The 13,192-nt window shown below is 41.0% G+C and carries 11 protein-coding genes; 10 read left to right on the forward strand and 1 reads right to left on the reverse strand.

The genetic code is table 11. The features are described 5' to 3' along the window. The first annotated feature begins 9 nt into the window (after positions 1–9). The 4 genes from CD00_RS0100190 (at position 10) to hflX (ending at position 3,346) form a co-directional block, all read left to right on the forward strand. Complete coding sequence (locus tag CD00_RS0100190; protein ID WP_026654078.1) at positions 10–549, forward strand: flavodoxin family protein; 540 nt, start codon at positions 10–12, stop codon at positions 547–549. Between the two features lie 9 nt (positions 550–558). Further along, on the forward strand, positions 559–1,038 hold the full coding sequence (locus tag CD00_RS0100195; protein ID WP_026654080.1) for a GNAT family N-acetyltransferase: 480 nt from the start codon (positions 559–561) through the stop codon (positions 1,036–1,038). 121 nt (positions 1,039–1,159) lie between these two features. Then, positions 1,160–1,696: a phosphoglycerate mutase family protein gene (locus tag CD00_RS16600; RefSeq protein WP_051594021.1), complete on the forward strand. Its 537-nt coding sequence runs from the start codon at positions 1,160–1,162 to the stop codon at positions 1,694–1,696. Positions 1,697–2,014: 318 nt separating this feature from the next. Further along, a complete protein-coding gene (gene hflX / locus CD00_RS0100205) occupies positions 2,015–3,346 on the forward strand; it encodes a GTPase HflX (protein ID WP_034461879.1) in 1,332 nt (443 codons plus the stop codon). 120 nt (positions 3,347–3,466) lie between these two features. Here hflX and thiT read toward each other — a convergent pair whose 3' ends face one another. After that, positions 3,467–4,168 (reverse strand): energy-coupled thiamine transporter ThiT, encoded by a 702-nt coding sequence (gene thiT / locus CD00_RS0100210; protein ID WP_026654082.1) that lies wholly within the window; start codon positions 4,166–4,168, stop codon positions 3,467–3,469. 317 nt (positions 4,169–4,485) lie between these two features. Here thiT and CD00_RS0100215 point away from each other — a divergent pair, with 317 nt between their 5' ends. The 6 genes from CD00_RS0100215 to CD00_RS0100240 all read left to right on the forward strand — a co-directional run bounded on the left by CD00_RS0100215 (position 4,486) and on the right by CD00_RS0100240 (position 13,109). Then, positions 4,486–4,695, forward strand: a complete 210-nt coding sequence (locus tag CD00_RS0100215) for an HPr family phosphocarrier protein (protein ID WP_242827252.1) — start codon at positions 4,486–4,488, stop codon at positions 4,693–4,695. A 154-nt stretch (positions 4,696–4,849) separates the two neighbouring features. Further along, positions 4,850–7,315: an ATP-dependent DNA helicase gene (locus CD00_RS0100220; protein WP_026654084.1), complete on the forward strand. Its 2,466-nt coding sequence runs from the start codon at positions 4,850–4,852 to the stop codon at positions 7,313–7,315. A gap of 520 nt (positions 7,316–7,835) precedes the next feature. Continuing rightward, complete coding sequence (locus CD00_RS0100225) at positions 7,836–9,401, forward strand: GGDEF domain-containing protein (RefSeq protein WP_026654085.1); 1,566 nt, start codon at positions 7,836–7,838, stop codon at positions 9,399–9,401. A gap of 31 nt (positions 9,402–9,432) precedes the next feature. Continuing rightward, positions 9,433–11,232 (forward strand): cache domain-containing sensor histidine kinase, encoded by a 1,800-nt coding sequence (locus CD00_RS0100230; protein WP_026654086.1) that lies wholly within the window; start codon positions 9,433–9,435, stop codon positions 11,230–11,232. 49 nt (positions 11,233–11,281) lie between these two features. After that, positions 11,282–11,728 (forward strand): response regulator, encoded by a 447-nt coding sequence (locus CD00_RS0100235; protein ID WP_026654088.1) that lies wholly within the window; start codon positions 11,282–11,284, stop codon positions 11,726–11,728. A gap of 91 nt (positions 11,729–11,819) precedes the next feature. After that, entirely contained in the window at positions 11,820–13,109 is a 1,290-nt protein-coding gene (locus CD00_RS0100240) for an IS110 family transposase (protein ID WP_026654089.1), read from the forward strand. Positions 13,110–13,192: the final 83 nt, after the last annotated feature.

The raw sequence follows: 13,192 nt of genomic DNA on the forward strand, positions 1-13,192 counted from the left end.
GAGGCTTGAATGAAGGCGCTTATAATAAATTGCAGTCCTGTGAAAACAGGGGCTACGGCCACGATTGCAGGGATAGTATCTGCGGAGCTGGCCGATAGATATGAAGTAAAAGAGATATGTATAGATGATTACTCTTTTTCTTTTTGCAAAGGATGCAGAACCTGTCATACTACGGCAAAGTGCGTTATGGACGATGATGTGAATAAGATAATGCAAGAGTTTGACAGCGCAGATGTTATTGTTTCCGTTTCGCCGTCCTATTGGGCTGACATTCCGGGAGAGTACAAGGCTTTCATCGACAGATGCACGCCTTGGTGCAATACCCACGAGCCACATGCCAAGATCTCATCAGGTAAAAAGGGCTACAGCATCGCGCTCAGAACAGGCCCCGGAATGCACGAGTGCGAGAGAATTATCCAAAGCATCGAGCACTTCTACGGACATCTCGAGATTGAATCCTGCGGAAGTATAGGTTTGTGTTCTATAGAATATAAGGAAGACGTCGAGCCGAGGAAGCAGGAGATAGTTGAGTTCTGCAAGGGGATTTGAGCGATTTTTATGATAAGAAGAGCAAATGAACAAGATATATCAAGAATAGCGGAGATACTCGTATTTGTGAAAAGAATGAAGTATAGAACAATCTTTCACAATGATGAGTTTTCTTTTGGTGAACTGCAAGTACTGGATGTGGCTAAGCAGTACATGGAGTGCTGTGAAAGCAATGATTCTGACAGCCAACCGGCAAGAATATTAGATAATATTTGGGTTTACGACGACGGAATAGTTAAAGGCCTCATCCACGTTGAGGGCAGTGAGGTTGTCGAACTCTATGTGGATTATTTCTTCTGGGGACAGGGCGTTGGTTCTGCTTTGTTAAAATTTGCGATTAAAGAATTTAGCGTAGACAGGCTTTGGGTACTTGAGAAGAATATGGATGCCATAGATTTCTACAAAGCTTACGGCTTTATTGAAAGCGGTAAGAAGCAGTTTGTTGAAGGAACTGAAGAGATTGAGATTTTGCTCGTCAGGGAAGTTTGAGAGCTTTGTGTAGATTGTTGATGTGACTATAATGAAGAATATAAGGCATATAGCGAAGCATGCGGTATCATATGGCAACAGAACTAGTCATTGTTGCAGATAAGTTACGAGGAAAAAGGCTTTGAATATTTTGATAATCAGGCATGGGACAGTTGATTATAATATAAGAAAATGGAGCAATTCGGAAGAAGTTAATCATGATTTTGAGGCGTACAATCATGCTCCTATAATTTCTGCAAAATATGATGTTCCGCAAAGGGATTATAAGACATATTATGTCAGTTCTTTACCAAGAACACTGGAAACGGCAAAAGCTGTGTTTGGAGAGCGGGAGTATATCGCTACAGATCTTATAGACGAAGTTCCTATATCCGCGAGTATAAGCACGAAATTAAAGATGCCTTTTGCATTTTGGAGTATTTCATGCCGTTTGCAATGGCTGTTTAACAGTAAAAGGCAGAAAGAAAGCCAAAAAGATACTATAATCAGAGCAGAGAAGTTTGTAGATGGCCTTATTGCAAAAAATGAAGACTGCGCAGTGGTTACACACGGTTTTTTTATGATTACTCTTTTGAAAGTAATGAAGAATAAGGGCTTTGTGGTTGCCGGAAAAACTTTAGGTTTTTCAAATGGTGAGTTTGTAGAAGCGAAATTATGAATTTGCAGAGAGTGTTATGCAGGAGCACAGTACAGAATTACCGGAAGATAGCTGTACGGTGTGAAAAACAAGAATGCCACCGCACGGAATAGCTGAAAAGAAGCTGTACGGTGTGAAAAACAAGAATGCCACCGCACGGAATAGCTGAAAAGAAGCTGTACGGTGTGAAAAGCAAAAATCGCACCGTACATAATAGCTGGAATGAAACCCTACGGTGCAAAAGCCAAAAATCGTACCGTACAGGATAGCTACAATAAAATCATACGGTGCAAAAAGTCAGAAACAACAAAAAGGCGCAACAGCAAGGAACAATAAAACATGAAAAACGAATTATATGAAAACACCCAAAAAATAGATACCGTAAGAGCCATCCTGGTGGGACTCAACACGGGCAGGAGCGATGATGAGTTTGAGCGCTCGATGGATGAGCTGAAAGAGCTGACGAAGGCTATAGACATTGAGGTTGCATCGACGGTGACTCAGGCGCTCAATGCTCCGGATAAAGGTACATATATAGGAAGCGGCAAGGTGCAGGAGATTGCGGCAGCGCTTGATGTGCTGGATGCAAGCATTATTATCTTCAACGATTCGCTTTCACCCATGCAGGTAAGGAATCTTGAGAAGATACTTGATACGGAAGTTATCGACAGGACGGGACTTATCTTGCAGATCTTTGCAAAGAGAGCGGGAACAAGGGAAGCAAGGCTCCAGGTTGAGTCGGCGCAGCTTCAGTACATGCTCCCAAGGCTTGTCGGAATGGGGAAGACTCTTTCAAGACAGGGCGGCGGAAGCGGAAGACTTTCAAATAAGGGATCCGGCGAGAAGCAACTTGAGCTTGACAGAAGACGTATAGAACACAGAATAAGTGAACTCTCAAACGAACTCAAAAATCTTGAAAAAGAAAGAACGACTCAGAGGAACAGAAGACTTAGATCAAATATTGCACGTGTCGCGCTTGTCGGTTATACAAATGCAGGTAAATCAACGGTTATGAATAACTTGCTTCGCTTGTATGGCGCGGAGAGCGCAGATGACAAAACTGTCCTTGAAAAAGATATGCTGTTTGCGACACTTGACACAACTGTCAGAAAGATAACTCCTACAGGAAGAAGACCATTTTTGCTTTCCGATACGGTAGGTTTTATAAGCGAACTTCCGCACGCACTTGTCAAAGCATTTCGGTCAACGCTCGAAGAAGCAAAGTACGCAGACGTTTTGTTGGAAGTGATTGATTTTTCGGATCCCGAATACAGATTCCATATGGAAATAACAGAGAAAACTCTTGCTGAGATTGGCGCAGGAGATATTCCTATAATATATGTATTTAATAAGTCCGATCTTGTTCAGAGAGAACAGGAGGAGAACGGACGCCTTATTATGGAGATTCCGAAGGCTTCGGGCGACAGAATCTATATCTGTGCAAAAGATGACGTTTCTCTTGATGAACTTATCGCAGCAATAGAGAGAAAGTTAAGCGAAGGTGAGAAGGAATGCGAGCTTCTTCTTCCGTATACAGAGGGAAGCATAGTGAATATCCTTGAAAACAGAGGTGTTGTGAAAGAGACGAAATATGAAACCTCCGGAATTCGCATTAAAGCGATGCTTCAAAGGGCTGATATTTCACAGTATAGTGAGTTTATAGTGAGTTGATTAAATGAATCGGAATATTATTACATAGAGCATAATAAAGAAGATCATCAGACGGAAATGGTTCGATGATCTTCTTTTATCTGTTGGAAAATGTTCTTTTATTTCTTGATGTAGCTTCGATTAACCAAGCTGGACGGCCTTTCTGATATCTTTTTCGTTTGCTTCCATCTTGATACGCTTGAGAGTGCTCTTAACAACGGGAATACACAGGATAATTACAGTAATGATACATTCAGGTACGATGTATGTTGCGTTGTAAGTGATGCTGTAAACAATCGGTGATGTTCCTTCGGGTGCGTAGTAAGCAAAGAATATTACGCCTGATAATACTGCAAAGAAGTAACGACCGAGAACTCCGGTGATATAACCTTTTATCATGCCGTATTTCTTTTCATAGAATAATCCGCCAAGGCCAAGTGCGCCGAAGGCGAGGATATAGTCACAAAAAAGCTGTGGAATACTTACTATATAAGGGTCTTCAATGAGCTGCAAAAGCCCGTAAGCAATACCTGAAGCTATGCTGACTCTGGGACCGTAAATATATCCGATATATGTGACGAAAAACATGCTGAAAAGTGTTATTGAGCCGCCCATCGGGAGCTTTGCAAATTTGAAGTGAGAAAGAACGAATGCAAGAGCAAGGCAAAGTCCGGATACCGTGATCTGCTTGATGCTGAGTTTTCCCTTGCCGTCCTTATTTACGAAGAAGCTCATTATTGCAAGTGCAGCAAGTATCATAAATACCAGACCTACATATCCCATGGGAGTTAAATTGTATACCACGCCCTCATCAGATGAGATTTCTTCAAGAAAAAGATTCATTGCTTTTTTCCTCCTTAATGGCAAGCCACATTGAAAAAATGTAGTCTTATATTCAAGTTATGATTTTATATCAATTAAACTATCAGTATTGCGATTTGTCAATGTTTTCGGGCATTTGTTCAATATTTTACATTGGGAAAAGAAATCCGGGTAATAATAAAGACATAAATTCTCCGCAATTTTTTCACAGTATTTTAACAAATTTCCATTTACATTTCCTTTCAGAGCATGTATATTTTTATAGGTTAAATTTAAGTAGTGCAAGTGGTACAGAAAGGAAGTAACATTTGATGTTAGGATGTATTAAGAGAAACATTATGTTGAGCCCTAATCAGGTACAGGACTTCGTCAATGCCGCAACTAAGTGTGACTTCGATGTAGATATATATTATAACAGATATGTTGTGGATGCTAAGTCGATCCTCGGAGTATTTGGACTTGATCTTTCACAGACTCTTACAGTAGAGTATCGCGGATACAACAGCGATTTTGAGAATTTTTTACAGAAATTGGCAATTGCCAGCTAATTGAATGAAACGTTCATCATTTGATTAATTTTGAACGATTCAGTATACTTATCATGAGAGGTTGAGTAATACCTTTCAAATAAGAAAATAATTGTTCATTGTGGTAGTAAAGCTCTCCATGGTATAAAATATGCCATGGGGAGTTTTTACTATTATGGAAAACTATTCGATAGAAATTTCAGTCCGCAGGCTTGTTGAGTTTGTACTGCGAAGCGGAAGCATAGACAACAGAATACATCAGGTTTCCGCCGACGCGATGCAGGAAGGCAGCAGAATACATCGCATGATACAAAAGAGCATGGGACCTGATTATCATGCCGAAGTGCCGCTCAAGTACACGTATAACACGGGCAGATACGACCTTGTTATAGAAGGCCGTGCCGACGGTATTTTGGATAAATTCTTTAATGAAACTTCATACGATGCTCAGGAATCTCTTTTTGAGGCCGGAAAAGAGCTCCCTCTCGTTGATGAGATTAAGGGAACGTACAGAGACCTTAACAAGATGAAAGAGCCGGTTGAAGTCCATCTTGCGCAGGCGAAGTGTTACGCCGCGATCTATTTGGGGCAAAAGAACTGTCCCGGAATCAAAGTCAGAATGAGTTATTGTAACATGGATACTGAAGAAATGAAGTATTTTGACTTCAAGTACTCATCTGAAGAAATAACAGCATGGTTTGAAAATCTTATAAAAAAATATTTGAAGTGGTCAGACTTTGAGTTTGAGTGGAACGAGATAAGAACAAAGTCTATAAAGGCTGTGCAGTTTCCTTTTTCGTACAGAGATGGTCAAAAAGAGCTTGCCGCCGGCGTTTACAGGACTATTGTCCATGGAAAAAAGCTTTTTCTTGAGGCACCTACGGGAACGGGCAAGACGATCACGACTGTTTTTCCCACTGTTAAGGCAATGGGAGAGGGGAAAACGTCCAAGATCTTCTATCTGACAGCCAAGACGATAACAAGGACCGTTGCGGAAGACGCTTACAATACACTGAGAGAGTCACAGAATCTTAAGTTTAAGACCGTGACTATAACGGCGAGAGATAAGATATGCTTCTTGGAAGAAGATAAAAGAGAATGCAATCCCGAGGCCTGTCCGTATGCAAACGGCCATTATGACAGGATAAACGATGCGATATACGACCTTTTGACGAACGAGGACTCTTTTGACAGGGAAAAGATAGTAAAGCATGCGGAGAAACACAAAGTATGCCCGTTTGAGATGTCGCTGGACATGAGCCTTTGGGCTGACGGCGTTATCTGCGACTATAACTATGTTTTCGACCCTTTCGTGTATCTTCGCAGATTTTTTGCTGACGGAGTTAAATCTGATTACGTATTCTTGGTCGATGAGACGCACAATCTTCTGGACAGGGGAAGGGACATGTACAGTGCGGCTCTTCGCAAAGAGAGCTTCTTGGAATTAAAGAGCACGATAAAGGAGTTTCATCCCAGAATCGCGGGACATCTTGATAAGTGCAACAAGGAACTTTTGGAGCTAAAAAGAAATTGCGACGGTTGTACTGTTATAGACAGCATAGAAAAGTTTGTAAATGCCTTAAACCGCTTGTCGGGAATATTGTCGGAGTATCTTGAGGAACACACGACAGGCCCTTGCAGAGACGAGCTCTTGCTGTTTTATTTTGATATTTCAAGATTTCTTACAATATATGACAAGGTAGACGATCATTATGTGATTTACAGCGAATTTGCGGAGGACGGAAGCTTTATACTGAGGCTTTCATGTGTCGATCCTTCCTTGAACCTTGCTGAATGTATGGGGCGTGGACGCTCGTCGATTCTCTTTTCCGCGACACTTCTTCCCATACAGTATTACAAGAAGCTGCTCGGAGGAACGGACGAGGATTTCGAGATCTACGCAAAATCCGTATTTGATCCAAACAGACTTGGAGTTTTTGTGGGAAGGGATGTGACCAGCAGGTATTCAAAGCGAAGCAGCGAGCAGTACTACAATATCGCTTCATATATCCACAATATTGTTGATGCAAGGGGCGGGAATTACCTTATATTTTTCCCTTCACACAGTTTTTTGGATGAGGTTTACGACATTTATGAAAGAGAGTTCTGCAATAGCGAAGCAACTGAGCTTCTGGTTCAAAAAAGCTATATGACGGAGGAAGCCAGAGAGTCATTCCTTGACAGATTCTCAGAGGGAAACAATGTCGATCTTAATGAATACATACACATGGACATAGAGGTTGAGGAAGACAGGAATATTCTTGGATTTTGTGTTATGGGCGGAATATTCAGCGAAGGAATCGACCTTAAGAATGACAGCCTTATAGGAGTAATAGTTGTCGGAACGGGAATACCGCTTGTTTGTAATGAGCGCGAGATACTGCGTAATTACTTTGAGGAAAAGGGCGTTGACGGATTTGATTATGCCTACAGATATCCCGGAATGAACAAAGTTCTTCAGGCTGCCGGAAGAGTTATAAGAACTGAAGAAGACAAGGGAGTAGTGGCTCTTCTTGATGACAGATTCACGCAAGCCGGATACAGAGCGCTTTTCCCGAGAGAGTGGATAAAAATGAAGGCTGTTTTGACTACTACGGTCAAAGAGGCAATATCACAGTTTTGGAGCGGGTTTGATGATTAAAAAGAGCTGATATTGACGTTATATTGGTGGAAAATGAAGTAGTAGGTTTACATATAAATCAAAAATACAAATTTATGTAAACCTGACATTATACTGAATTGTTTCTATATGCTACACAATTTGGTATAATGACCGAAAAATCATACAAAAGTCATATATGAATGACGTTAATGTCATGTGGATAACTTTGTGGAAATGGGGGATTACTCACAAACTGATATACGGGAAGCCCCGAAATAACAGGGGTTATGTGCTGTGGTAAAATTAAGCGGAATACAGTGCAAAAGTAATCTTATGACCGAGTAGGTCAAGTAATATATGTAAACCACATTTTTTACCTGTCACTTGTGTCAGGTGCGTTCATTCATCTTGCAAGACTGAAAAGTATGATATAAAATTAGAAATAATCAGAATAGCGTATTTTTGCTTTTTTTAAATGGGTTACAGGTACATGAATATTCAAAACTATGATAACGAAGTTCAAACTTTAAATCGTGAAGTGATGACTGCCAGAGCAAGTATGGCAGATAGTTATGTTGACGCAAGTGACAAACTCCTTCAAAAAGCCAAAGAAATCGATGATGTCAATCTTTTGGGATATTCCTATTATTATCTCGCTGATGCGTATTATCGCGTGAGCGCAGAGTATCTTAATTTTAATGCGAATCTTTTGAAGGCGATCGAGTATTTACAGATATGCGGAGATAAGGAGTATATCGTAAGATGCTACAATCTTCTTGGTATTGACGCCATTAACCACGGCAATATTGAGCTGGCGCTTGATTTCTTTATGACGGGAATAAGAGATTGCAGTGAACTTGAGAAGAGTTCTGCAGTCGGTTTTATTGAGTGTAATATTGGAGTAATTTATCAATCAATAGGCGAATATAAGACCGCGCTTTCTTACACTCAGTCCGGTTATAAACATGTCAGAAGAAATAAAGAAGACAGCTTGTATTATTTGAATATTCTTTTTTGCTATTGCTACGAAGCCGACGCTTATTTGGCCATGAATAAACCTGAATCTATTAAGAAGTGTTTGCTTGCCATAAACAGACTTGAATCTGATCCGAGAGTTCGAAGTGAGTATTTCCAGGACATTCTTGTTCAGGGTGTGAGAATGCGGGGAAATTATGCACTTGGAAATATGGAAGAATTTGAGAAATATTCAGATAATCTTTATAAGACGCTTTGTTCGGAAAGATTTTCCATTGATAATATTGATGATATTTATGCAGTGTGCCGCTTCTATATGAAGATAGGCCAGCTTGAAAAAGTTTCCGATATTGTGGATAACATCAAGGAATCGGTAGATGACATAAATATTGCATATCTGAAAAAGCAATACGCCAAGATCAAATGCGAATTGTATACTCAGATGAATAATGTAGAGAAGATGCATGAGGCACATGAAGAATTCTATATTCATTCAATGGCTCAGGAAAAAGAAGGTATCGTAAACTACAAGTTCTTTACCGAGATCAGGGCTAAGCTCAGTGAGATGGAGCGTGAGAATTTAGCTCTTATGAAAAAAGCTGAGACGGATTCGCTTACGGGACTCGGAAACAGATACGGTCTCAATGAATATGCGGATAAAGCTTTTGATGCGGCATATGCAAATCAGAAGTCTCTCGCTGTTGAGATTCTCGATGTTGATAATTTCAAACAGTACAATGATACTTTCGGACATCAGGCCGGAGATACCTGCCTTAAGACAATAGCAGAGATAATAACTGAAAAATGCAGCAGTAACGACAGGATACACGCATTTAGATACGGCGGGGATGAGTTCGTTATTGTTTATGAAGATATGACTGATGAAGAAGTTATGTGGTATGCTTCAAATATCAGAATGGGTATAAAAGAACATAATCTGGTGGCTCCTTCACATGAGTACGGTAAGCTGGTTACGATATCACAGGGAATATGCAACTCTATTCCCGTGTCAACAAACAAACTATGGGATTACATGTATGCCGCAGATAATGCTCTTTATGAGGTAAAAGAGCATAGGAAGGGCGAAATTGTTATGCTTCACAAGGCACTTATTTCTCAGGAATCGCTGGACGAAGCAAAATACAGTTGATTTTATCCTTATTGGGGAATAAGGGCGGGTTATGAGAAAAATCAAATGGACAATGCGTCGTGCAATTCTCAGCATGGTCATAGGATGCACACTTTTTGCAGTGATCGCGCAGACGGTCGCGTTTGAAGTGACATCCAGACAGCAGATCAGAAGAGAAAGTCTTTTGAATAACGATGAGACGCTTCAGCGTATTGAGAACGAGCTTAATTCGTATATTCACGGACTTATTGTAAAGATGCAGACCATCTATACGGAAACTGAACTAATTGCCGCTATGAGAAGGGACAGTTCGGCGCAGGGCGAGATATTGAATTATTATTGGAGCGCTTGGCGCCTTTCTGAAGCGCGCTTCGATTCTGCAGATCAGCTTTTTGCCATGTATATTTACAACAATGAGGATAAGCTGATCAGTTCATGGAGAAAACAGCCTATTGCGTATCCAAACGATCTTTACGCTGGCGAGCAATATGTCAATGAATCTCATCTAAAAAGATATCTTGAGTCGGATGATTATGCGGTCATGATCTCGGGATATCATAACGAAGTCGCAGATAGCGATATTTTGCGGTTTTGTCTTAAACTCCATACATATGATGATAAAAGAACTCAATACGGATATATAGTTTGTGATTTTAATGCACAGAATATATCTGACCTTATGAGCAAATATATTTCATCAAGAGATGTGTACGTGTGGCTCCAGCCAAGAGGAGATATTTCTATTGCTCAGGTTGGGAATATCACAAAGGAAGAGAGCAGGATCTTTTCCGATTTGACACAGACAATTGCAACCGCTTCAAATAAATTTCCGGAATTTGAAAATGAATATGGATCTTTTTATCTGAACAGCATTGCTTTGAGAAAGTATAACCTTCATATAGTTATGCTGACGCCGCAGTCACTGCTTCTTGAAACTCAGAGTGCGTTGGTTCGAACTCTTTTGGTTATAGCGGGAATAATCATTTTGCTGATGCTTTTTCTTGGAACGCTTATTTCGGGATTTATCTACAGACCCGTGGAAGCGCTCAGCAGTACGATGATAAGGATCAAGAACGGAGAAAAAGAGCTTAGAGTTAAGACGGACGGATGGAGCGATGAACTCAAGGTAATGGGGGAAGAGTTCAACGAAATGCTCGACAGGATTCAGAAGATGGTCGAGGAGGAATATGAGGCCAAAGTACTGATGGAACGAACGCAGTACAAAGTTCTGCAGGCGCAGATAAATCCTCACTTTCTCTATAATACGCTTGATACGATGAGCGGAATAGCCGCTTCGCAGGATTGTATGCTTGTGAGCGGTCTGTGTCAGTCTCTTTCAGCTATTTTCAGGTACAGTCTTGATATTTCCGACACTCAGGCGACATTGCAGCAGGAGATGGCGCATGTTCGAAATTATCTGTATGTTATGGATGTGCGTAACGGCAACTCCGTAAAATACACTTATCACATTGATACGGACACGCTTCAGGACAGTATTCCGAGAATAACGCTTCAGCCTATAGTGGAAAATGCGCTTCAGCACGGGCTTCGTATGACAAGGAGAAAAGACAAAGAGCTTATAATCACGGCAAAGCACAATGACGGAAGATTGTTTGTTACAATAGAAGATAACGGCGCCGGAATGGACGCGGATGCGATGAATGAACAGCTTGAAAAGGCTGATATAGGGCGAATTGAGATGGGGCGCTCCATTGGTATTATGAATGTTAATGCCCGCATCAAAAATGTATATGGGAACAATTACGGTATTCACTACGAAAGTGATCAGGAAACGGGAACCAGGGCAATTATCATATTGCCGACGGTAAAGATGGTTACAGATATTGATTGACGTCGCAAGGAGACTGCGGCGCGGCAGATATATTGAGGAGGCAATTAGGGTGAAGGCAAAGTATAGGGTATTGGCGGCAGATGATGAACTTTGGAGCCGTGAAAATATAAGATGTATGTTACCGTGGGAGGACTATTCCATAGAATTCCTCGAGCCTGCATGTGATGGGGAAGAAGTGCTTGAGAGAATTCCGAAAGAGAAGCCGGATATTCTGATCACGGATATCAATATGCCGTTTTTGAGCGGCCTTGAGCTTCTTGACAGGGTAAAAGAGGAATATCCCGATATCATTACACTGGCTGTAAGCGGATATGATGATTTCCAGAAGGTAAAAGGCGTCTTTATGTCCGGAGGTATCGACTATCTTCTAAAACCTGTGAGCAGGGAACAGCTTGTTGATTCTCTCAGCAAAGCGCTCAAGACACTTGAGGAAAGAGAAGCGGAGAAAGCGGTAAAAGAGGACAGTCGCCTTAGGGAGCATTCCTGTAATTCATAAATAGCGCCAATTGAATAAAAAAGAACCTCAAGGTAAGATTGAGATGCATCTTGGCGGATGTAACAAAACAATCAGACACCGGAGGTTCCACATGAATTATACACAGAATGAAAAAATCGAACAAGTAACAGATTCAACATTAGTAATCGGTATTGATATCGGAAGCCAGACACATTATGCCAGAGCTTTTGATAACAGAGGCCGAGAGCTTACAAGAAAGGTTTTCTCATTCGGGAATGACATTGAAGGATTCAACACATTTAATCAGTGGGCTGAAAATATAAAGACAGAAAAGAATAAGACCAAAGTTATGATAGGCTGTGAGCCTACGGGTCACTACTGGTTTGCTTTTGCGAAGTATGTAGGTGAACATGATAAGACATTAGTAATGGTCAACCCTTTCTCCGTCAAGAAGATCAAAGAACTGGATGATAACAGCCCTAAGAAAACAGATGCTAAGGATCCAAAGACAATAGCAAAGCTGGTAATAGATGGAAGGTATTCAATTCCATACATGCCAGAAGGCATTTATGCTGAGATAAGAGATTTGGTATACAGCCGTGACAGGATAGTTAAGCAGCATAACATATCTGCTAACAGAATCCAGAGATGGCTTGCAATACACTTCCCTGAGTACTTAGGGATTTACACAAGGTTTGATGCTACAAGTGGTCTGGCGGTGCTTGAAAAAGCACCTTTGCCTAAAGATGTAATAGCGCTTGGAGTAAGTGGGATCAGAAAGATCTGGCATGATAAAAAGATGCGTGGCCGTGGTGTAACTGAAGATAGGGCAAAGACCCTGGTAGAAGCTGCGCACAATAGTGTCGGACTTGATGGTGGAGCCGGAACAAGAAGCGAATTATACATGCTGCTTGAAGAGCACAGGCTTTGGATTTCACAGTTAGAGGCTGTTGAAAAGGCAATTGTACAAACAGTCCTAAAAGTGGATCACGTGGAGAAGTTACTCGCCATTAAAGGAGTAGGGGTAATTACAATAGCAGGATTCATTGCTGAGGTAGGTGATATCAGACGTTTTAAGTCACCTAAACAGATACAGAAATATGCAGGACTTGAGCTTGTAGAAAACAGCTCAGGAAAGCATAAAGGAAGATCTAGGATCAGCAAGCGAGGAAGACGAAAGCTCAGAAGAATACTGTATCAGGTAATGATTCCATTACTTGCCAGTAACAAAGAGTTCAGAGGAATCTATGATTACTACGTTACCAGAGTTAAGAATCCGCTAAAGCGTAGACAGGCAATGATTGCCGTGAGCTGCAAGTTGATCCGTGTATTCTATGCGGTATTAACAAAAGGTATGGATTATGACAGGTTCAAGATGATGTCAGATATCCATCGTAATAGCGAGCTTATAGCCGCTTAAGTAACAACTAGTACTGTAAGCAGGTAAGCGTCCGCCATGATTGGTGCTGTGAAACAGGAATGCAAAAGTATATACAACAGAGT

Origin of the sequence: Butyrivibrio sp. AE3003, assembly GCF_000686065.1 — a bacterium.
Taxonomy (GTDB): domain Bacteria; phylum Bacillota; class Clostridia; order Lachnospirales; family Lachnospiraceae; genus Butyrivibrio; species Butyrivibrio hungatei_A.

What these genes read in the sequence shown, in the direction of transcription:
- CD00_RS0100190 (WP_026654078.1), top strand. Translation starts at nt 10, where the DNA reads ATGAAGGCGCTTATAATAAATTGCAGTCCTGTGAAAACAGGGGCTACG.
- CD00_RS0100195 (WP_026654080.1), top strand. Translation starts at nt 559, where the DNA reads ATGATAAGAAGAGCAAATGAACAAGATATATCAAGAATAGCGGAGATA.
- hflX (WP_034461879.1), top strand. Translation starts at nt 2,015, where the DNA reads ATGAAAAACGAATTATATGAAAACACCCAAAAAATAGATACCGTAAGA.
- thiT (WP_026654082.1), bottom strand. Translation starts at nt 4,168, where the DNA reads ATGAATCTTTTTCTTGAAGAAATCTCATCTGATGAGGGCGTGGTATAC.
- CD00_RS0100215 (WP_242827252.1), top strand. Translation starts at nt 4,486, where the DNA reads ATGTTGAGCCCTAATCAGGTACAGGACTTCGTCAATGCCGCAACTAAG.
- CD00_RS0100220 (WP_026654084.1), top strand. Translation starts at nt 4,850, where the DNA reads ATGGAAAACTATTCGATAGAAATTTCAGTCCGCAGGCTTGTTGAGTTT.
- CD00_RS0100225 (WP_026654085.1), top strand. Translation starts at nt 7,836, where the DNA reads ATGGCAGATAGTTATGTTGACGCAAGTGACAAACTCCTTCAAAAAGCC.
- CD00_RS0100230 (WP_026654086.1), top strand. Translation starts at nt 9,433, where the DNA reads ATGAGAAAAATCAAATGGACAATGCGTCGTGCAATTCTCAGCATGGTC.
- CD00_RS0100240 (WP_026654089.1), top strand. Translation starts at nt 11,820, where the DNA reads ATGAATTATACACAGAATGAAAAAATCGAACAAGTAACAGATTCAACA.